Here is a 21,788-nt window from a genome sequence, read left to right as displayed (position 1 = left end):
CTATGGCTTAGAGGCAGATATTCTCTGCCTCTTTCTTTTTTAACATACATAATAGTGCTTCTTCACATACTAGTAAGAGCAAATCGAAAGGAACGATATGTGAAATGAAACGGATTAACATTAGCATGAGTCCTCCCCGTGTTCTTACTGTATCTTTTATTATGCTATCAATTATCGGTACATGCCTATTGAAATTTCCAATTGCTACAACAACGTCTATTTCATGGCTCGATGCTTTATTTACAACGGTTTCTGCTTGTACGGTTACAGGGCTTGGTGTTATGGACACTGGTAAAGTATTTACCTTATTTGGCCAATGTGTCATTTTAACACTTATACAAGTTGGCGGGCTTGGCATTATGAGCTTTGCTGTTTTAATCGCAATTATGCTCGGTAGAAAAATCGGCCTTCAAAACCGGATTTTATTACAACAAGCATTAAATCAAACAAATGTCGGCGGAATCATTCGTCTTGCAAAAGCATTATTTTTATTTTCTTTTACTGTAGAATGTATCGCTACTTTACTTCTCTCTTTTGAATGGGTACCAAAATACGGGGTTGCCAAAGGTATATATTATAGCTTTTTTCATTCTATCTCAGCCTTTAACAATGCTGGGTTTTCTGTGTGGAGCGATAATTTAATGTCGCACTCCCATAGTATTCTCGTCAATCTCGTTATTTCTTCCCTCATTATTTTAGGTGGGATTGGCTTTACGGTTATCGTAGATATAAAAAGAAAGAAAAGCTTTAAAAACCTTACTTTGCACTCAAAGCTTATGCTCTCTTCTACTCTAATCGTCAATATTATTGCTACAGCTTTTATCTTTATATTTGAGTTCCATAATTCAATTTCCATGAGAGGTTTTACACCATTTGAAGAAGGTATGGCTGCTTATTTTCAAGCGGTTTCAACACGTACTGCCGGGTTTAATACTGTTGATATCTCTGCATTATCAAAACCTTCACTTTTATTAATGATGCTTCTTATGTTTATTGGTGCTGGCAGTGCTTCAACTGGTGGTGGGATTAAGTTAACGACTTTTTTGATTATGTTTTTCGGCGTATTTAAATTTTTGCAAGAACAAGATGATATTGTCGTGTTTAAAAAATCCATTAAAGATACGCTCATTGTCAAATCATTAACGATTACTATTATTTCAATTTCGTTTATTTTTCTTTCCATTTTAATTTTAAGTATCACTGAGAAGGTTCCTTTATTAATGAGTGCTTTTGAAGTATTTTCAGCATTTGGAACTGTCGGCCTTAGCATGAATTTGACGCCACACTTAACAATCATCGGCAAAACAATTATTATCTTTATGATGTTTTTTGGAAAGATGGGGCCTTTAACATTAGCCTTTTCATTTGCACGTAAAAAACAAAGAAAAATAAAATATCCCAACGAAGATATTTTAACAGGTTGACAACCGTATAAATTATCCATATAATGAGAGTACAATAGCATATCTCCAAAGGGGAGTAGCGTCCAAGAACTATTTCTTGGAAACAAAGTCGTCATTACGTAGAACTTAGTTCTTCCGGCTTTGTTGGCATTTTCATTACATATGTCTAGCAAGACCTTTGCCTATCAACGGCAGAGGTCTTTTTTGTTTTCAAATTCCTTCCACCGTTGATGAGCAGGAGTATGGGGAAACTAAACAGTGGGGAACTTCTTCACTTGTTTAGTCTTTATAGAAATGAGAGGAGAATGTACATGGATGTATCATTATTATTGGAGTATGGTTGGGTATTACTCATCCTAATTGCACTAGAGGGGATTTTAGCGGCTGATAACGCTCTCGTTCTCGCAATTATGGTAAAACATTTACCAGAAGAAAAACGAAAGAAAGCACTATTTTATGGATTAGCAGGAGCGTTCGTTTTCCGCTTCGGATCACTATTTATGATTTCGTTCCTAGTAGATGTATGGCAAGTGCAAGCAATTGGTGCGCTTTATCTTATGTTTATCGCGGGGAATCACTTATTTAAAACGTATGTTAAAAAGAATACACATGAAGAAACAGAAGAAAAAGAAGCAAAGAAAAAACAAGAGAACTTTTGGTGGACTGTATTTAAAGTCGAAGTTGCTGATATCGCCTTCGCAGTTGATTCAATTTTAGCTGCTGTTGCACTAGCAGTGACTTTACCGAAAACAGGATTAGGTACGATTGGTAGTCTTGATACAGGTCAATTTATCGTTATCTTTACAGGTGGACTTATCGGATTAGTTATAATGCGATTTGCAGCAACTGCTTTCGTACAAATATTAAAACGTAAACCAGGACTTGAAACTGCAGCATTTTTAATTGTAGGTTGGGTTGGTGTGAAATTAACAGTTTATACGCTAGCACACCCTGCTTTAAATGTCCTTCCGCATTCATTCCCAGAATCCACTCCGTGGAAGCTTACATTCTGGATTGTATTAGTTGGAATCGCAGTTTGCGGTTGGTTCTTCTCGAAAGAAGTAGAAGTAAAAGTAGAAAAGAATTTAGACGAAAAAGCGCTGTAATTACAGCGCTTTTTCTTTTTTCTCGTTTCAATTCCCCTCTCTATTTTTAGAAAAAATTCCATTATACTACCTTTTGTAAACGCTTCCTTTCTAGATGTATGTCCTTTTTGTGAAATATTGCACAAACTTATTGAAACTATGAACAAATCCATGTACCTTATTCATATAAGGAGTATTTATAGACGATGTATTAAAGGAGCGTATTACTCATGCTAGAACAAGGATTAGATTACGTTGTAAAACTGGCTAAGAGCAAAAAACAAATGCTAGATATAAATCCAATGCAATATTTCATTCGTGCTGCACTTGCGGGCATTTATATCGGTTTTATTATTGTACTATGTTTTAAATTAGGTAACTTTTTTCATATTGCAGATTCACCAGCAACATATTTAGCTTCCTCCATGTTTTTCGGAATTGCTCTCGTACTTATTATATATGGCGGCGCTGAATTATTTACTGGCAATACAATGTACTTCACAGTGGCAACTTTAAGAAAAGAAACAACGATTTCTGATACACTTCGTAACTGGGTTGCTTGTTATGCAGGTAACTTAGCTGGCGCTTTATTCTTTGCCTTACTATTTTACGCAACTGGAATTTTCGAAGCAATTGATCACAGTCATTTAATGAATAAAGTTGTTGAAGGAAAGATGAATACACCTACAATGCAATTATTCTTTAAAGCGATTTTATGTAACTGGCTCGTATGTCTTGCCTGCTTCTTACCTTCTCAAGTGAAAGGTGACACAGCAAAAATATTAATGATGATGATGCTCGTTTTCACTTTCTTTTTATCTGGTTATGAGCATAGCATTGCAAACTTATCACTGTTTGCTTTATCTTTAGTATCACCACATCCTGAGACAATTTCTTTTGCGGGCGCTATTCATAACTTAATTCCAGTTACAATCGGTAACATTATTGGCGGATCCGTATTTGTCGGTATGGTATATCATTACTTAACAAAGAAAGCACCTGTTGTTGAACAAGAGAAAACTCAATTAGTTGGAGCTCAAACGGAGGAAATTATTCCTTTACAAGCACATATGAAACATTAAAAACTCCAAAGCTTTACTTTGGAGTTTTTAGCTCCCTACATATTTCAAGGCAATATAAGGATTAATTTCCCCGTTTTCCTTCCCTCTCTCTATGCTCTTTTTCATCTGATGCATACCGATGACATCATTTGTATGAAGGTGAATTTCATTAACATATAAACCTTCGTTGCAGAAAGCTTCTACGAAATCTAACCCACTTTTTTGTCGCCATCCCATATTATAATCGAGGGAAATAATATTCACCTCATTATCCCTAACAATTTGCAAGGCAGATTCTACTGTAGTTGCCAAAACATATCCGTATGGGCAACTTCTTTGATCATCCATATATACATTCATTTTCTATCTCCTCTCTATTTTGCATATGTGACCAACACATAACATATTGCTCCAAGACTAATAAAAGGACCAAACGGAATTTGGCTCCTCATTTTCATACGTTTTAATACTATACCAGCTCCAAAGAAACAAAGACTAAAGCAAGATGCTAAAAATAAAATCATAAAAACCCCTTTTAGTCCCACTATAAATCCAAGCAGCGAAAGTAATTTTATATCCCCTCCACCAAGCCCTTCTGGATATATCTTTTGCATGCAATATAACAAAATGAATATAACGCCACTACCAACTATACTATCTGTCCAAGTGACTAACGGTACAAAAATACATTCTAAAATAAGCAAAAGCGCAAACCAAATTAAAATACGATTAGGTATTAGCATATATACTAAATCTGTAACTGAAATAATTAGAAGTAACGAAAAAAGCGATAAAATGATGATGAGCTCTCTTTCCATTCCAATTACATATGCAGTAAGAAAAAATAAACTGCCTGTAACAAATTCAAATACTATGTACAAACTTGAGATTTTGCTCTTACAATTCGTACAACGCCCTTTTTGTATACAAAATGAAATGATTGGAATAAGTTCTTTCGGCTGTAACGTATACTTGCAGTAATGACAGTACGAACGCGGTGTAATAATAGATTCCCCTACTGGAACTCTCATCGCAATCACCATAAAAAAAGAACCAAACACCATACCTATTAACAATGCATATAAATAAGTGAACATCCCTTCCTCTCCTTTCCAAAAGAACATAACAAAAAAAGGAGAGAACTTCTACTTCATATTATCTTTATTCTATTAAAAAAGCAGGCCGTTTTCCGGCCTGCTTTCCCCTATTTTATACGATGAAATATACTGCTTTTAACGGCCCGTGTACTCCGACAACAAGATTCATTTCAATATCCGCAGAGTTACTTGGTCCTGTAATAAAGTTAATACAAGATGCGACTGCTTCACCTTTTTCCACACGTGAGTTCATATCCTGAACTGCTTGCGTAATACGAGGTACAAGTGTTTCACGTGGAATAATAGCAAAGTATACAGTCGGTAAAAAGTGTAAAGAACGCCCTTGTCCTTTATGACTTTGTACAACAATCGTACCAGATTCAGCTAAAGTATAATCACTAAATGCAATACCGATATTCGCTTTTTCCGCTATACGCATATTCTCTTCTTTTTTCTCAGGATCCCATACATTTACCTCAACATTTTGCTTTGGAAGCTCTTCTTTAAATAAAGAAGTCAATCCATAGGAATCAAAACGTTCATCTGCTGATAATATAATAGGTCCTCCGCCATTTTCAACGATTACTTTTTGAATATCTTCACGTAAGCGGTCGTTTGTCGTTTCCACAACAGTTGTATGAATGTTTGTACATTGCTTTTTAAATACTTCTAACAATTCTTCTTGTGAATAATCTTTTAACGTTTCTACATTCACATTACTTTTCCATGCTGGACGTTCTACGCCTTCTGTTTTACGCGCGCGCCCAAGTTCTTTTGCGATATTATCTAGAAAGGACTCACGGTTTTGAATTAACCCTGTCATTATTTGTCCCCGCCTTTCTTATGATCTTTATACCAATCACGGAATCGTTCTTTACTTGGAGCTGGGAATTCACGAATATCCGTCCAGTTTTTAAGTGGTCCAACACCTTTTGATACACGGTTACCAGATGTAAATGGACTCATTGCTGCCGGTGCCATTTTCGATCCCATTTTATATAAAGCTGCTGAAGAAGCACCCATACTAAACATTTTCATTGCTAATTTTTCTGCAAGTGGGGCACGACCTTCTTGCTCAACGATGACTTGACGATGTTTTAATAATAAATCATGTAATGGAATTTTTACTGGACAAGCTTCTGTACATGCTCCGCATAAACTAGATGCATAAGGAAGCTCTTTGTAATCGTCATACCCACCTAAAAGTGGTGTTAATACCGCACCTATTGGTCCTGAATAAATAGATCCATACGAATGTCCACCAACGTGACGATATACGGGACATACGTTAACACAAGCGGCACAACGAATACATTGCAATATTGAACGGAATTCCGATCCAAGAATTTGAGAGCGGCCATTATCAACAACGACTAAATGAAACTCTTCTGGTCCATCTACCTCTGCCTCTTGAATTGGTCCTGCTACTGTTACATAACTTGTTAATTTTTGACCTACCGCACTACGACATAGTAAACCAACTAAAACATCTAATTCTTCCATTGTCGGAACCATACGTTCCATACCCATTACTGCAATTTGTGTTTTCGGAATCGACATGACAAGATCGGCATTACCTTCGTTCGTCACTAAACAAAGAGAGCCAGTATTTGCAACAGCGAAGTTACAACCTGTCACACCAATTTCTGCATCCATAAATTTCTCACGAAGTTGTTTACGAACAAACTTTGTCATTTCGTATGGATCATCAGAATTTTCATATCCAAGTTTTTCTTTAAATACATCACGAATTTGCGTTCTGTTTTTATGAAGTGCAGGCGCAATAATATGTGATGGTGGATCGTTATCTACTTGCAAGATATACTCTCCCAAGTCACTCTCTAACACTTCACAACCAATCTCTTCAAGGGCATGATTCATACTAATTTCTTCAGTTACCATTGATTTTGATTTTACAACTTTCTTCGCTTGTTTCTTTTTTGCAACGTCTTGAATATACTTTGCTGCATCCTCTTTCGTTTTCGCAAAGTAAACGTGACCGCCTCTTTTTGATACATTTTCACTTAACTGCATTAAATAATAATCAAGATTTTCTAACGTATGTTGACGAATTTGTTCACCTAGTTCACGCCACTCTTCCCAGTTTCCCAACTCGTCAGCTGCTTTTAATCGATTTGTATATAAACGCGTTTGTGCAGAAGATACCGCTCCGCGCATAAACGAATCTTGAATTCCATCGCCAACGCGATCATTAAATTTTTTCTCACTGATTTTCATAGACATAGCTTATGTTCCCCCTTCATGAGCGACTATTCAAGACCTCAGCAATATGCATTACTTTTACTTCTTTTCCTAAACGCTCAATACGTCCGCCAATGTTTAACAAACACCCACAATCTGCACCGATTAAATAATCAGCACCTGTTTCCATTACACTATCTACTTTTTCATCTACCATTTGCTCAGAAATTGGAGTCATCTTAACTGAAAACGTTCCCCCAAACCCACAACAATTTTGCACGTTCGGCAGTTCTCTCACAATTAATCCTTTTACGCTTGATAATAAAATTCCTGGTGCCTCTTTTACTCCAAGCAGGCGTGTCATATGACAAGATTTATGAATAGTAGCTATCCCTGGTAAACTTGCACCAACATCTGTAACTTTTAAAACATCTACAATAAATTGTGTAAATTCATATGTTTTATCAGCAACCTTTTGTGCACGTTTAGCCCACTTCGGATCATCTTTAAAAACATGCGGATACTCATGAAACATTGTCGCACAAGATCCAGATGGCGTAACGATATATTCTGCATCTTCGAAAGTTTCAATCATATGTTTCATCGCTTCTTTTGCTGCTTCTACATGGCCGCTATTATAAGCAGGCTGACCACAACAAACTTGTGCTTCTGGAAATTCAATTTCACAACCTAAACGCTCCAATACTTCAACTGTTGCTTTACCGACGTTTGTTTCAAACATATCGACTAAACAAGTAACAAATAAAGTAACTTTCATAACTATAATTCCCCCTCATTACAACTCCGCCAAAAATCATATGGTCATCAGATGACTAAGATTAGAAGAAGTAGGCTCAACCATAGCCTATCCTCTCCCTCTTCTAAAGAAAACGCTTACTTAATCTCTCTTATTTTATCAGAAAATTAGATTTTTAAAAGATTAAATTACGAATTTATATCGCTTTTACCTGTGACAATATGTTCTACATTTGTTAAATGATCTAGCATCGCTTGCTGCGCTAATTCCACATCTTGCTTTAACACCGCATCATATATAGATTGATGCTCTTCTAAAAGTCGTTCTGATGTTGTTTGTTCACCATATAAAATAATGCGTCTTGATTCACCAATCGTTTCAGCAATCATCTCTGAAACATGATTCATGAGCTCAAGCAAGATGTTATTATGCGAAGATTCTGCAATTCCCATATGAAAATGAAAGTCTGCTTTTTCGCCAGCCTTCTCATTTCCAATGCTCTTTGCCATTTCATCTAACCACTGCTTCATATTTTGCAAATTAGCTTCCGTACGTTTTGCCGCTGCCGCTCGAACTGCCCCCACTTCGAGCACCTTCCGTACTTCTAATAAATTCAAAATATCCTCTTTCTTCATTAATAACTTGTTATTTAGTGATTTTGTTAATGAAGAAGGATCGAAATTCCTTACATATGTACCTTCTCCTTGTTTCATTTCAATTAAGCCCATTGCTCTTAGCGCACTTAGCGCTTCACGAACAGCAGATCTGCCAACTTGAAACTGCTCAGCTAATTGATGAACAGGAAGTAGTTTGTCACCAGGTTTTAACGTACCATTTTTAATCATTGTTAAAATAGCTTCAGATACTTCTTCGTAAATTTTTTTCGGTTTAATAGATTTGTACTCCAGTTAAATCACCTCAGTATCTTCCAAACAACAATTGTAACGTTTTATAAGAACTTAGCATCCATAACTATTTTAGAACGAATTAGTAAGAAGTACAAATGTTTTGTTCATAAAATAGTCAAATTTTTGATATTTGTTTGATATTAATTAATACATTTACGCGTAACTATTTACCTTCAATATGAAGAGCATATTCCAAAAGTTAGAATATGCTCTCCTCATCTTGTGCTTTTAATTTAATACTAACTGTCGTGCCCTTACCTTTTTCACTTTCTATTCTCCACTCACCGTCATGTATATGAACAATTTGCCTTACAATTGCAAGACCTAAACCTGTTCCACCGTGTTGACGACTTCTCGCTTTATCTACTCGGTAAAAGCGTTCCCCCAGATTTTCTAAATGCTCTCTATCAATACCTATTCCTGTATCTTTTATGTGCAATTCACAATAATCATCGATTTGCTTTAATGTTATTATGATATCCCCGTTTTGATTTGTATAACGTATCGCATTATCTAATACATTATGAAGTACTTGTTGCATACGATCCTCATCAATCATTACGATAATTTCAGGATTTAAATTCGTTGAAATACGAAGGTTTTTTTCTACAAACTGTAACTCGTACGTATTTAGTACATCTTCAATAAGCTGTGAAAAAACGATAGGTTGTTTCTTTAAGGGAAAGTGTTCACCTTCTAGCTGTGCTAGATCTAATAAATCATGAACGAGGCGCTGCATGCGACCTGCTTCTTTATGAATAAGTTGCGTTACTTTTTCCTGCTGCGGCCCCTTCGCTACACCGTCTAAAATAGCTTCACTATATCCTTTAATATAACTAAGCGGTGTTCTAAGTTCATGCGAAACATTAGCTAAAAATTCCTTACGCTTTACATCTTCTGTTTCTAAGGAATTTGCCATTTTATTAAAGGCTTTTCCCAATCGTCCAATTTCATCTTCTGAAGAAATTGTAATCCGCTCTGAGAAATCTCCAGTAGCCAAATGATTTGCAACTCGTTCCATTTGCGAAAGCGGTCTCGTAATGGCGATAATAATTTTTCTACCAATCCATATTGTAATTAAAATCATTGCAAGTGCTAACGGCGCTAAAATAAGACCCATATCAAATATTAAGTCTTTTATACTTTTTAAAGGAATATAAGAGTATACAATACCAACTAATTTTTTATTATCTAAAACAGGGATGACAACACCCATAATATTACGCTCAAAATGTTCTTCATACCCTATCTTTGTCACTGTTTTCCCATCTAATAGCGCCTGTCTATCCCCTTCACTTATAAGAGAATGATGGTGAACATCAAAAGGCAAACATGCGCTTAAATCACGCGGATTGTATACGAAAAGGACATCTGAACTAGATATTTGATCATATGCCCTTACTTTCTCTTCAAAAGTGGATACTCCTTCACGTTTATCATATTGCGTGGCAAGACGTTTCCCTTCCATTACTAATGAATCTTTTAAATTATCAACGTATAACTTTTCATATGAGTATAAAGATACAAAATAAAGAAAGGAAACTGTTACACATACTGCACATACTACTGTAAGCCAAAGCTTTTGTACCATCGTAAACATACGTTACACCTCAAATTTATAACCTACACCCCAAACGGTTTGAATGTAGTTTCCACTTTCTCCTAGCTTTAGACGCATCGTTTTCACATGCGTATCCACCGTTCTTGTACTTCCTGCATAATCATATCCCCACACCTTTTCAAGCAATTGTTCCCGACTAAATACTTGTCCATTATGTTGGCAAAGAAAATATAGTAAATCGAACTCTTTTACCGTAAGAGGAATCGTCTCACCATTCGTCTCGACCCTCCTACTTTTTTCATTAATAAGAATCGGTCCAAATTGAATCTCTTCTTGCTGTTCTTGCTTTGTATATCGTCTTAAAACAGCTTCCATACGAGCAATTAGTTCCCCGGGACTAAATGGTTTTACAATATAATCATCTGCTCCCATACGTAAGCCGTTCACCCTATTCCACTCTTCACCTTTTGCTGTTAAAAATATAATAGGTACATCCGACGTTTTTCGAATCTCTTTACAAACTGAAAGCCCATCCATCTCAGGCATCATAATATCTAGTACAACGAAATCGTAATGATCCGTCTCTAATTTTCGAAGTGCCTCTTTTCCATTTTCAGCTTCTCCCCACTCGTATCCGAAGTTATCTAAGTACATTCCGACAAGTTGCCTCATATCACTTTCGTCATCTACGACTAGCACGTTATATTTACTCATTGTCCTTCCCCTTCTCTCTCTATGAGTTGAAACGGTCCTTTTCCGACTTTAATTGTTTGTTTTATTTTCATATTCTTCATATCCATTACGCATACTTCATCGCTATCATAACTAGCTACATATCCTTCTGCACCGCTTTTCAAAAATGCAAATGGATTAGATCCTACTTCTACAAATCCTACCTCTTGATACGTACTTGCATCAAACTTTCTAAGCGTATTTGAACCGTGACTTAGCGCATATACATACTTATCATCCTTTGTTATATTCACAGGCATAAACGGAGCATGTAAAGAACGCATCATCTCTCCGCTCTGTAAAGAATACACTAATACTTTCTCATTCACTTGACTTCCATCACCATGTCCACCAATCCATATTTCTTTCCCATCAGCGCTAACCGTTGCTCCTGTTGATGCTGGTGGAATCATAAAGGACTGTATCACTTCTTTTTTCTTTGTATCAATGGTCGTTAGTTTCGTATCATAAAAGTTGAGTACAGATAACTGGTTATGATGCTCTACCATCGTTATCGGCCCTTTTCCTGTTGAAACACTCCCTGTCTCTTTTCCTTTTATCGCAAAGAACCTTACCTTTTGTTCATTTTGATCGGCAGCAAATAATTGTGTTCCATCATCTGATGCGATAACATTAGCAATTCCTTTTCCAGTCTTATATTTGTCCACTTGTCTTCCTTCTGCTAGTGAATATACATACATATATTCTAATTGCTTACCATAAACAAGTATTTCCTCACCATTTGGAAGTAGCGTAACCCCCGCAATCGGCTCATTTAATTCCCATGTTGTTAATAGCTTCTTTGTTTTTTTATCAATAAAACTAATACTACCTTCCTTTATATTCGTTGTTATAATAACACTTTTATCTTTAGCAATCGGTGTATACGAACTTCCTTGACACCCTACTAATAGAAATAAAAAACAGAGAAGAAAAACATACTTTCTCAAAAGATTCCCTCCATCTTCGGATGATTTCGTTATAATTGTAAAATAACAAATAAATGTGTGGAAAATGTGAAATCTTCCTTTATTAATAAAGTGAAACTTTAATCAGTGGGGGTTTTCTTCATCCACCACTGATTATTAGTTGAACCAATCGGGCTTTTATGGGCAGTTGATCCCCCATCTAACTTCTTTGCTTTCGCTGAATTTTGAGGTGGGGGTCTTACTGCCCATTAATGCGGGATAAACTTACATATATAATGTACAACAAATAGAATTTGAGGTGTGTAAATTATGCTTTTTCCTGATTTAGCGAATAAAATTGTACGTGAAGTACGCAGATTAATTACTGAAAACATTATTATTATTAATATACAAGGCGTTATTATCGCAAGTACAGATGCGGAAAGAATCGGTCAATTTCATGAAGGTGCACTCCGCTGTGCGAAACAAAAGAAAACTGTCGTTATTACAAAAGACGATGAACGACGACTGCAAGGTGTAAAAGCCGGGATGAACCTTCCTTTACTATTCCATGACGAAGTAATCGGCGTGATTGGAATTACAGGAGAACCTGAAAATATTTCACAATACGGAGAAATATTACGTAAGATGACCGAATTATTAATTCATGAAAACTACTTTTTAGAACAACTAGAACTTGAGCACCGGTCTTATGAAGCATTTGTCTTTGATTGGCTTCAAAATACAGACTGGTCTCCAAGTTTTCTCGATCGTGCAAAAACGCTTGGCATTGATTTATATAAGAAGAAACAACTTATTTTATTATCAATCGCCCAAGATAATACGATGCTCCAGCGTAAAATTTGGCAACATATGCACAACATTTTAGCAAAAGAAAATTTATTTGTTCGCTGGGGAAATGATCGGTTTATTTTGTTTACAACAATCCAATCCAAAGAGCAAACCTTTCAATTTTTAAAACGGTTAAAACAAGACTGTGAAACTTTATTTTCTATTACTTTATATATCGGGATTGGACAAACAGTTACGCCAAGCAATATGAACTTATCGTACGAACAAGCATTACGCGCCCTTTCAGTATCACTTGAAACGAAAAAAATTGTATTTAATGAAGATTTACGTTTAGAAATGTGCTTACAAGATATTTCTACTGAAACTCGAGAACAGTTTCTAGAACGTACCATTGAAAACTTAGTATCATCTCCTGAGCTTATGCACACTTTACGTTTATTTATCGATTATAACCAATCTTATAAGCAGACAGCTGAGCAATTACATATACACATTAACACATTGCATTACAGGCTAAAAAAGATTGAAGAACATACAGGACTTGACCCGAAACAATTCAAAGATTTAAATATTTTATACTTCGCACTCCTCTTATTAGATAATCATACAAAAAATAACGATAAAACAGATTAATCTTTAGGTAATTGCACATAGAAAGAATCCTCCAACTTTTTTATCATTATAATGAAAGCACTGTTACAACGTTTTTTATTATGACGAAATACGTTAACAGTTTGAGGGGGATTTCCAATGTTAGAAAAGCAAATTATTGATTCATTCGTATCTATTGTTGGCGAAGATAATGTAGATACATCCAATATGGGGCGTTTAACTTATAGTTATGATGCCACTCCAAACTTCCAAGCGATGCCTGATGCAGTCATTGCTCCTCGTAATACAAATGAAATAGCAGACGTGTTAAAAGTGTGTAACACTCATAAAATCCCCGTATACGTTCGCGGGTCTGGAACAAATCTTTGCGCTGGAACGTGTCCACTTGAAGGTGGTATCGTCCTTATTTTCCGCCATATGAACAATATTTTAGAAATTGACGAAGAAAATTTAACAATTACTGTACAAGCTGGTGTTATTACACTTGATATTATTAAAGCAGTAGAAGAAAAAGGTTTATTTTATCCACCAGATCCAAGCTCTATGAAAATTTCTACAATCGGCGGTAACATTAATGAAAACTCCGGCGGATTACGTGGTTTAAAATATGGCGTAACACGTGATTATGTAATGGGGCTTGAACTTGTCTTACCGAACGGCGATATCATTCGTACTGGTGGTAAATTAGCAAAAGATGTCGCTGGTTATGATTTAACTCGTTTATTTATTGGTTCTGAAGGAACACTTGGTGTTGTTACGGAAGCTATATTAAAACTTGTCCCTGTGCCTGAAACGAAGAAAACGATGCTTGCGCTATATGAAGATATTAACGAAGCTGCTCGAGCTGTTTCTGCTATTATTGCAAATAAAATTATTCCGGCGACACTTGAGTTTTTAGACCAACCAACAATTGAAGTTGTAGAAGAGTTTGCACAAATCGGTTTACCAACTGACGTTAAAGCAATTTTATTAATTGAACAAGATGGTCCGCCCGAGGTTGTCAATCGAGATATCGAAAAAATGGCTAACGTTTGCCGTGCTATGAATGCGGTCGATGTTCGCGTTGCAAAAGATGAAGCGGAAGCAGATGCGCTTCGTACAGCACGCCGGAGTGCACTATCAGCACTTGCAAGACTAAAACCGACAACAATATTAGAAGATGCAACTGTACCACGTTCACAAATCGCTCCAATGGTTGAAGCAATTAATGCAATTGCAAAGAAATATAATATTCCTATTTGTACTTTTGGTCATGCTGGTGATGGTAATTTGCATCCGACTTGTATGACAGATGCCCGTAATGAAGAAGAAATGCATCGTGCTGAACAGGCTTTTGCTGAAATATTTGCGAAAGCGATTGAGCTTGGTGGTACGATTACCGGCGAACATGGTGTTGGCGCGATGAAAGCTCCGTATTTAGAAATGAAATTAGGTAAAGAAGGTATCGCTGCTATGCAAGGGATTAAACAAGCCTTCGACCCAAACAACATTATGAATCCTGGAAAGATGTTCGCGAAAGACTCTCGTAAAAGAGTGGTGGTTGAGCGATGACCACATTAAATAAAGAAAACATTCAAAAGGAATTTAAAGAACGATTAAGTGAAGATGAACTACTAAACTGTATGCGATGCGGCTTTTGTTTACCAACTTGCCCTACTTACATTCAATCTGGGTATAAAGAATCACATTCCCCACGCGGACGTATCGCCTTAATGAAAGCCGTCGTTGATGGTTTAATTGAGCCGGATGAAGATGTTGAAGATACATTAAATGTTTGCCTTGGCTGCCGCGCTTGTGAACCTGTTTGTCCATCTGGTGTGAATTATGGACATTTATTAGAAGAAGCTCGTGATATTATTAATCAAAATAAAAAGTTCTCCATGCCCGTGAGAGCTGTTCGTAAAGTTGTTTTTGAAGGACTATTCCCGCATCAAAACCGAATGCGAACATTAACAGGACTAATCGGATTTTACCAGCGTTCTGGTTTACAAACGCTAACACATAAAACAGGTATTATGAAGTTATTCCCTGAAACACTTGCAACGATGGACCTCGTTTTGCCAAAAGTCCCTAAAATGAAAGCAATGAAAGATCGTCCTGAATTTTTACCTGCTGAGGTGGCAAAGAAGAAACAAGTTGCATTCTTCACAGGCTGTTTAATGGATACGATGTTTTTAGAAACAAATAACGCAACGATGAAACTTCTTCAGTTAGCTGGTTGTGATATCGTTATTCCGAAAACACAAAGTTGCTGCGGGGCATTACATGGGCATGCTGGTGAAAAGAGTGGAGCAAAAGAATTAGCAAAACGAAATATAGAAGCATTCGAAGATTTAAACATCGACTATATTATTACGAATGCAGGTGGTTGCGGAGCTTACCTCGTAGACTATGATTATCTGTTAAAAGATGATCCAAAATGGGCTGAACGCGCAAAGCAATTTGTTTCTAAAATTAAAGATATTACTGCTATACTAGTAGAACTAGATTTCCATAAACGTAATGACTTACGACTCACGCCGCAAATCATTACGTATCAAGACTCTTGTCATTTACGTAATGTTATGCGAACATCTTCAGAACCTCGTATGTTACTAGAGGCCATTCAAGGCGCAACATACCGCGAAATGAAAGATGCGGACCGTTGCTGTGGTTCTGCTGGTATTTATAATATTGTCCATTCGGAGTTATCAATGGAATTTCTAGATTACAAAATGGACCGTGTACATGAAACAGATGCAGCGACAATTGTTACTGCAAATCCTGGATGTCTATTACAAATGAAACTAGGTATTGAACGTGAAGGTCTTTCTCATAAAATGAGAGGAATTCACATTGTTGATCTATTATTAGAAGCAATTGAAACCAACTCGTAACATACGTAATAATAGGAAAACGGCTATCTCCTTCGTCTATGTAAAGAGATAGCCGCTTTTTTGTCTGCTACAACATTAAAAATATGTTACTTTATTATAAAAAAGAACAACAGAAACATTACATTTTTGTAAAAATACATCCAGTATATTCCTCAAAAAAATGCTAAAATCATTGATACAATAGGATTCTTCATTTTTAATATAGGTACATTTATCCAAAAACCCCCTCTTAAAATCAAGTATAAAAATGCTAAAAATGCCTTTTATACTCTATGTTTCTCTTATTTCATCCCTTTCCTCCTCTTAGGATAAATTAGGAAAATTTTAAGTCTATGAATTTTTTTCCATCTTTTTTCTCGCAAATTGTATGCTACGATGAATTGGTCAGTCAGACAGGCTGTCAAAAACAAATCGTGTGAAAACAAATTAAAACTTTATATAGGGGGACACACATCATGAAAAAGCGTGTTTTATTATCTGTAGCTGCTGCAACAGCTCTTACTTTAGGAGTATCTTCTTTAGATGCACAAGCTGCAACAGTACAACCATCTAACATAAAGGTTCAAAATATTCAGCATTCAAAAATGATGATGAAGCAAATGAGCCAACAAGAATTACAAGCATTCTTACAATCTATGGGAGTTGAATCATTAGCACAATGGAACCAAGGACAATTCCAACAAGATTGCTTCATTCCTGGTCAACAGCCTACTGAAAATGTTGTTACTGAACAACCAACAGCTAAGCCAGAAGCTCAAAAGCCTGCTGAGGAAACTCAAAAACCAGCTGAACAAAAGCCTGCTGAAGAAGTTGCTAAACCAGAAGCTCAAAAACCAGCTGAAAACAACAATACTCAAAACGAAACACAAAAACCTGCTGAGCAAAAGCCTGCTGAAGAAGCAAAATCTTTAAGCGAATTCGAACAACGCGTTGTTGAATTAACAAACGCAGAGCGTACAAAACAAGGCTTATCAGCATTACAAATCGATACTGAATTAAGCAAAGTAGCACGCATTAAGTCTGAAGATATGCAAAAAAACAACTACTTTGATCATAACAGCCCTACATACGGGTCTCCGTTTGACATGATGAAGAAATTTGGTATTTCTTATAAATCTGCAGGTGAAAACATCGCCCAAGGACAACGTACTCCAGAAGAAGTTGTACAAGCTTGGATGAACAGTGCTGGACACCGTGCAAACATCTTAAATAGTGGCTTCACTCATATCGGTGTTGGCTATGTAGAAAGCGGCAACTACTGGACACAACAATTTATTACGAAGTAAATAAAAAGAGAGTCTTCTAGGAGAAGACTCTCTTTTTATGTTTCATAGCTTTCTAATATGTATGCGTATAAAATGTAGAACATAAACAAAATAGACCCGCAGCTTATTACACTAATTAACAAGTAAAATCCCCACTTCAGGCTCAAAAGCAACGAAAATAATATGCCACATGCCATCACTTGAAAGATTCGCCTACTAACTAAACGGATTTTTTGTAATTTGATCGGTTCTTTCTCTCTATCCTTCACCTTTTTAAACACTTTACTAAACATAAAAAGAAACATACTAATTCCAATCGTTAGTCCTGTCTGAAAGGATATAATACTTCCCAAATTAATAAAGAGAATTAGTATATGGACAAACATCATAAATAAAGTAATACTCTTTATAAATCCATTTATAATGAAATACTCCCCTTCATTAAACTTATATATATTATGCAAAATAACATATACTAATCCATGTAAAATAATAATAAGGACAGGGATAAATAATACGACCACTTGTTTACTCATAAACTCGTTCGCTCCACCATTCTCGTTCCAATGCACTGCCATACGAGTTGGTAAATATGGATAAACACATAGAGTAAGTAAAAGACAAGCGAAAAATATCCCTAGCATATATTTATATTTGATCAAATAATTCTCACCTCTCTTTTCTCTTAACGGCTTCGCCTCTTTCAGAGAAATCCCTGCAAAAATCTACCTTTTTCAACTTTAAACTTACACTTTACCTATTTTCTCTTTCAAATTTTTTCATTGTATCGTTTAAATTTGTAGGGAAAGGTACGTCAACAACGATCTCTTCTTTCGTAATCGGATGCAAAAAATTAATCTTCATCGCATGTAACGCTTGCCCGGACATATATGTTGTTTGCCCACCATATAATACATCCCCAACTAATGGATTTCCATTATAGCTCATATGAACGCGAATTTGATGTGTTCTACCGGTTTCTAACTGTAACGTTACGAGTGTCGCATTTTGTTTTTTAAAATATTTCTCTACTTTATAGTACGTTATAGCTTTGTCTCCCTTTGGAGAAACACGGCGCCTTGTAGCATGATGTCGATCTCTTCCGATGGCCGCGTCAATTGTCCCTTGCTTCTTTTTTACTTTTCCTTCAACAAGTGCCGCATACGTTCTTTTAATTTTCCGTTCCATTAATAAACGATCCATAATTGCACCCGCAATTCTATGTTTTGCGAATACAACACCACCTGTCGTATCTTTATCTAATCTATGGATATGCCGAACCTTCGTCTCTAAACCTTGCATTTGAAAATGAAAAGCAACAAGATTGGCAAGTGTTCCTGTCCCATTTTTTTCAGAAGGATGTGTATCCATTTGCCCCTGCTTATTTACAATGAGTACGTGATCGTCTTCAAACACTACATTTAATTCACCATATTCCGGCTCTACGCCGTACTCCTCCTCCATAAACATATGAACTTGTAACTTATCTCCTTCTTTTAAAAGTTCATTCCATCTCCTTTGTTCTCCGTTAACCGTAACACCTTTTTCCATACGAAGCTGATGTAATAACTTTTTTGGTACTTCCCATTCTACTTTTAACAACGACTCAATACTTATACCATTCCACGTCGCTGGAACCGTAATTTCGCACCATTCGCCCTTTTTCTTTGTTTCCATACTATAATCACCTTATTTCTATTGATTCTCTCATTGTAACGGAAAACATAATTTGATGCACCGTCAAAAATAGAGGACAGCCTTATAATCGACTGTCCCCTCACGCTCTAAGCCTTTTCATTTCCTGCAACACTTCTTCAGCTTTTTGTTCATACAACAAATCTTTAAAGAAATCCGCCAATCTTTTATAGTCGTTGTACGTATCTAATAAGTCGTCTATTTTCTCTCCTTTCATAACTTGTTGCTTTTGCTTCATTTTTACTGGATAGCGATACCCCGATACTTCTTGTATTTTGTAATACTCATCCTCTACTTGAATGACTTTTACAAGTTCCTCTTCTTCCGCATCCATCGTATACCCGTCAAAGTCTCTAAGCAGTTCATAAATAATATGAGTCCATTCATCTTTTGGGTAAAACCCTTTTTCCAACCGATAACCGACAATGCGATACATATGCCCATCGTTTTCAGCAAACTGTACTGTATCATTTAGCTTAAACTTAAAATAACGAAACATTGCCTTCACCTACTTGTATGTAATGTTCTTATCACATACTATGCGCAAAATATGGGCCCTGCTATTCATAAAAAAAACTCATCTATAAGATGAGTTTTTTTTATGATGATTTTCCTCTTTTCTTTCGAAATGGTAGCCACCAGTTCCAATCCCCAAACAATTTCATTAAACTTGGTACGAGCATAAGACGGATAATTGTTGCATCAAGAAATATTGCTAGTGCAACCCCAAGCCCCATCTGCTTTACTGGTAAAATATCAGTAAAGGCGAACGCACCGGTAACAACAATCATAATTAAAGCGGCGGACGTAATAATTCTACTTGTCGAAACAAGTCCTTCTAACGTTGCTTGATCGTTATCTCCTGTTTCTTCATAAAGCTCATGAATACGTGAAATAAGAAATACTTCATAATCCATGCTAAGCCCAAATACGAGACCGAAAATAAAGATTGGTAATACAAATAAAACTGAACTCTCTTCTAATCCGAAATGACCACCTTCAAATAACCAAATAACAATTCCAATTGTTGCACTTAAACTAAGTACGTTCATAATAATAGCTTTAATTGGAATGAGTATAGAGCGGAATGCGAATAATAAAATGACAAAGGTTGATCCAAATATAACAGACATACCAATTGCAACTTTATCTTTAATTTCATCTTCTAACTCTTGCTGGAACGTCGTCATACCGCCCAAATAATAAGTAACATCATTTTCTTTATAATTCTTTTTGAAATCACGAACCCATTGTTTTGCGGTTTCTGTACTTGGCTTAGTATCCAAAAAGACTTCCATTGTTGTTTTATTCCCTTTCGTATACGCTTCAAATACAGGAGCTATTTTCGCAGCTTCTGGCGACTGTAACATTCCAGCAACTTGATCTGCTTTCATTCCATTTAGCCCGTCATATACACTTTTCACCTTATATACTTGCTTATCGTCTTTTAACTTTTGAACAACAGCTTCTATCTTTTGTAAACTTTCTTTTTCTGTTATATCTTTCTTCGTCTCTACTACTAATGTAACATCAGCGTGTGTTTGGACAGTTTTATTAAAGGCTTCTTCATACTTCTCAAATGCAACTCTCGTATCACTCTTTTCAGGTAACGCTTCAACACCAGGAAACTGCAAGTTAGCTGTACGTAGCGGTAATAAACAAATAACAATAAATGTTGTAACAACAATAATCATGACGATTGGATGTTTCATTACAAACTGTGCAAATTTACGCCATACATTTGATGGCGTAGGCGCCGCCTGATTCTTTTTTAATATCCTTTTACCAATTAAAGATAATAGCGCCGGAAGAAGTGTTAGCGAAAACAAAATGCTCATAATAACGACAATCATCCCGCTAATAGCAACAGACTGAATATAATCTATCTTAAAGAAAAATAAGCCTGATAAACCGACGAATACACATAACCCTGAAAATACGATAGCACGCCCTGCCGTTTGATACGTAATCGCTATCGCTTCTTTCACTGTTCTCTTCGCAACTTCCTCTCGGAAACGATTTACAAATAACAGTGCGAAATCAATTGATAATGCGAGCCCAATCATCGGCGCAACATTTAACACGAAAATAGATAGCTCTTTATCACTACCTATAAAATATAAAATCCCCATCGTACTAATGACACTAAGCGCGCCATTTACAATCGGTAAAATAGACGCAATCAGACTACCAAATGAGAATAATAGTACGAGAAAAGCAATAGGTAATCCAATCATCTCTGCTACTTTTAAATCATTTTGCGTTCTTTCATTAATCTCTTGATTAATTTTCGGATATCCTGTCGGTGTTACTTTTAATACGCTATTACTTTCCTTCTCGATTTTTCCGGCAAATTGTAATGTCTTTTCCATTCGTTCTTTATTTGTTTTCCCGGAAAATAAAATCGTCGCATAACCGATATCATCTTGTAGCATCTCTTTATTTTGCATTGGATGATGGAAAGATTCGTATTTTTCTTTCTCTTCAATTTGATTTATTATCCCCTCTATACGCTTTTGAAAATCCTCATGCGAAGTATCCTTTTCCTTCTCAAAAACGAGTAAAAGTGTATCTTGAGACTGCTTAAAATCTTTATCTAAAATTTCTTTCGTCTTTTGATAATCCCCTTCTGTTTGGAAACCATCACCGCCCAATACTCCTGGAAGTTTTGGAGCAAAAATTCCGAGCACTATCGCAAGTAGTAGTAATGCTACAATTACTGTATAACGAAATTGATACAAAAAAGTTCCTAACTTCCCCCACTTATCAATTTTATGTACATTTGTCTTCACACAGTTTCACCTACTTTATAT

Annotated in this window: 20 protein-coding genes and 1 riboswitch; of the genes, 7 read left to right on the top strand and 13 right to left on the bottom strand. The window is 36.1% G+C overall.

The annotated features are described in order from the left end of the window. The first annotated feature begins 104 nt into the window (after nt 1-104). The 3 genes from MR066_RS05795 to MR066_RS05785 all read left to right on the top strand — a co-directional run bounded on the left by MR066_RS05795 (nt 105) and on the right by MR066_RS05785 (nt 3,570). Nucleotides 105-1,424: a TrkH family potassium uptake protein gene (locus MR066_RS05795; RefSeq protein WP_242246215.1), complete on the top strand. Its 1,320-nt coding sequence runs from the start codon at nt 105-107 to the stop codon at nt 1,422-1,424. 38 nt (nt 1,425-1,462) lie between these two features. Next, nucleotides 1,463-1,635, top strand: a riboswitch (yybP-ykoY riboswitch). 79 nt (nt 1,636-1,714) lie between these two features. After that, the gene (locus MR066_RS05790) at nt 1,715-2,509 is read left to right on the top strand and encodes a TerC family protein (RefSeq protein ID WP_002086840.1); all 795 of its coding nucleotides are present in this window, start codon (nt 1,715-1,717) and stop codon (nt 2,507-2,509) included. Between the two features lie 209 nt (nt 2,510-2,718). Further along, complete coding sequence (locus MR066_RS05785; RefSeq protein ID WP_002011581.1) at nt 2,719-3,570, top strand: formate/nitrite transporter family protein; 852 nt, start codon at nt 2,719-2,721, stop codon at nt 3,568-3,570. 27 nt (nt 3,571-3,597) lie between these two features. On the opposite strand, the gene MR066_RS05780 is transcribed toward MR066_RS05785, so the two are convergent. From MR066_RS05780 to MR066_RS05740, 9 genes are all read right to left on the bottom strand, one after another. Further along, a complete protein-coding gene (locus MR066_RS05780) occupies nt 3,598-3,909 on the bottom strand; it encodes a cyclic-phosphate processing receiver domain-containing protein (protein WP_002064363.1) in 312 nt (103 codons plus the stop codon). Nucleotides 3,910-3,923: 14 nt separating this feature from the next. Beyond that, nucleotides 3,924-4,646 carry a prepilin peptidase gene (locus tag MR066_RS05775; protein WP_242246214.1) on the bottom strand — a complete coding sequence of 241 codons (723 nt, stop codon included), beginning with the start codon at nt 4,644-4,646 and terminating at the stop codon, nt 3,924-3,926. Between the two features lie 112 nt (nt 4,647-4,758). Then, nucleotides 4,759-5,469 carry a LutC/YkgG family protein gene (locus MR066_RS05770; RefSeq protein ID WP_002030525.1) on the bottom strand — a complete coding sequence of 237 codons (711 nt, stop codon included), beginning with the start codon at nt 5,467-5,469 and terminating at the stop codon, nt 4,759-4,761. Continuing rightward, entirely contained in the window at nt 5,469-6,890 is a 1,422-nt protein-coding gene (locus tag MR066_RS05765; protein ID WP_242246213.1) for a LutB/LldF family L-lactate oxidation iron-sulfur protein, read from the bottom strand. The genes MR066_RS05770 and MR066_RS05765 overlap by 1 nt, the downstream gene beginning before the upstream one ends. A gap of 16 nt (nt 6,891-6,906) precedes the next feature. After that, nucleotides 6,907-7,626 carry a (Fe-S)-binding protein gene (locus tag MR066_RS05760; RefSeq protein WP_002011587.1) on the bottom strand — a complete coding sequence of 240 codons (720 nt, stop codon included), beginning with the start codon at nt 7,624-7,626 and terminating at the stop codon, nt 6,907-6,909. Between the two features lie 167 nt (nt 7,627-7,793). Then, nucleotides 7,794-8,483 carry a FadR/GntR family transcriptional regulator gene (locus MR066_RS05755; protein ID WP_257475416.1) on the bottom strand — a complete coding sequence of 230 codons (690 nt, stop codon included), beginning with the start codon at nt 8,481-8,483 and terminating at the stop codon, nt 7,794-7,796. Between the two features lie 229 nt (nt 8,484-8,712). After that, nucleotides 8,713-10,113: a sensor histidine kinase gene (locus MR066_RS05750; protein ID WP_002086847.1), complete on the bottom strand. Its 1,401-nt coding sequence runs from the start codon at nt 10,111-10,113 to the stop codon at nt 8,713-8,715. Nucleotides 10,114-10,116: 3 nt separating this feature from the next. Next, on the bottom strand, nt 10,117-10,788 hold the full coding sequence (locus tag MR066_RS05745) for a response regulator transcription factor (protein ID WP_002126137.1): 672 nt from the start codon (nt 10,786-10,788) through the stop codon (nt 10,117-10,119). Continuing rightward, the gene (locus MR066_RS05740; RefSeq protein WP_002030528.1) at nt 10,785-11,756 is read right to left on the bottom strand and encodes a YncE family protein; all 972 of its coding nucleotides are present in this window, start codon (nt 11,754-11,756) and stop codon (nt 10,785-10,787) included. Before MR066_RS05740 ends, MR066_RS05745 begins: the two co-directional genes overlap by 4 nt. 288 nt (nt 11,757-12,044) lie before the next feature. Here MR066_RS05740 and MR066_RS05735 point away from each other — a divergent pair, with 288 nt between their 5' ends. From MR066_RS05735 to MR066_RS05720, 4 genes are all read left to right on the top strand, one after another. Then, nucleotides 12,045-13,160 carry a CdaR family transcriptional regulator gene (locus MR066_RS05735; protein WP_242246211.1) on the top strand — a complete coding sequence of 372 codons (1,116 nt, stop codon included), beginning with the start codon at nt 12,045-12,047 and terminating at the stop codon, nt 13,158-13,160. Between the two features lie 117 nt (nt 13,161-13,277). Continuing rightward, a complete protein-coding gene (gene glcD / locus MR066_RS05730) occupies nt 13,278-14,690 on the top strand; it encodes a glycolate oxidase subunit GlcD (RefSeq protein WP_242246210.1) in 1,413 nt (470 codons plus the stop codon). Continuing rightward, nucleotides 14,687-16,015, top strand: coding sequence for a (Fe-S)-binding protein (locus MR066_RS05725; protein ID WP_002086860.1), 1,329 nt, complete (start codon nt 14,687-14,689; stop codon nt 16,013-16,015). Before glcD ends, MR066_RS05725 begins: the two co-directional genes overlap by 4 nt. Before the next feature lie 455 nt (nt 16,016-16,470). Further along, complete coding sequence (locus MR066_RS05720; protein ID WP_002030537.1) at nt 16,471-17,301, top strand: CAP domain-containing protein; 831 nt, start codon at nt 16,471-16,473, stop codon at nt 17,299-17,301. 35 nt (nt 17,302-17,336) lie between these two features. Here MR066_RS05720 and MR066_RS05715 read toward each other — a convergent pair whose 3' ends face one another. The 4 genes from MR066_RS05715 to MR066_RS05700 form a co-directional block, all read right to left on the bottom strand. Continuing rightward, nucleotides 17,337-17,942 carry a DUF1648 domain-containing protein gene (locus MR066_RS05715; protein WP_016101511.1) on the bottom strand — a complete coding sequence of 202 codons (606 nt, stop codon included), beginning with the start codon at nt 17,940-17,942 and terminating at the stop codon, nt 17,337-17,339. A 91-nt stretch (nt 17,943-18,033) separates the two neighbouring features. Beyond that, nucleotides 18,034-18,957: an RluA family pseudouridine synthase gene (locus MR066_RS05710; RefSeq protein WP_088035023.1), complete on the bottom strand. Its 924-nt coding sequence runs from the start codon at nt 18,955-18,957 to the stop codon at nt 18,034-18,036. A 100-nt stretch (nt 18,958-19,057) separates the two neighbouring features. Continuing rightward, the gene (locus MR066_RS05705; protein WP_002126125.1) at nt 19,058-19,474 is read right to left on the bottom strand and encodes a hypothetical protein; all 417 of its coding nucleotides are present in this window, start codon (nt 19,472-19,474) and stop codon (nt 19,058-19,060) included. A gap of 100 nt (nt 19,475-19,574) precedes the next feature. After that, a complete protein-coding gene (locus tag MR066_RS05700; protein ID WP_002140908.1) occupies nt 19,575-21,767 on the bottom strand; it encodes an MMPL family transporter in 2,193 nt (730 codons plus the stop codon). Nucleotides 21,768-21,788: the final 21 nt, after the last annotated feature.

Origin of the sequence: Bacillus cereus group sp. BfR-BA-01523 (assembly GCF_022662615.1) — a bacterium.
GTDB classification, from domain to species: Bacteria; Bacillota; Bacilli; order Bacillales; family Bacillaceae_G; genus Bacillus_A; species Bacillus_A mycoides.
The sequence above is the reverse complement of the archived record's forward strand: the minus strand, read 5'-3'. Positions and strand labels throughout refer to the sequence as shown.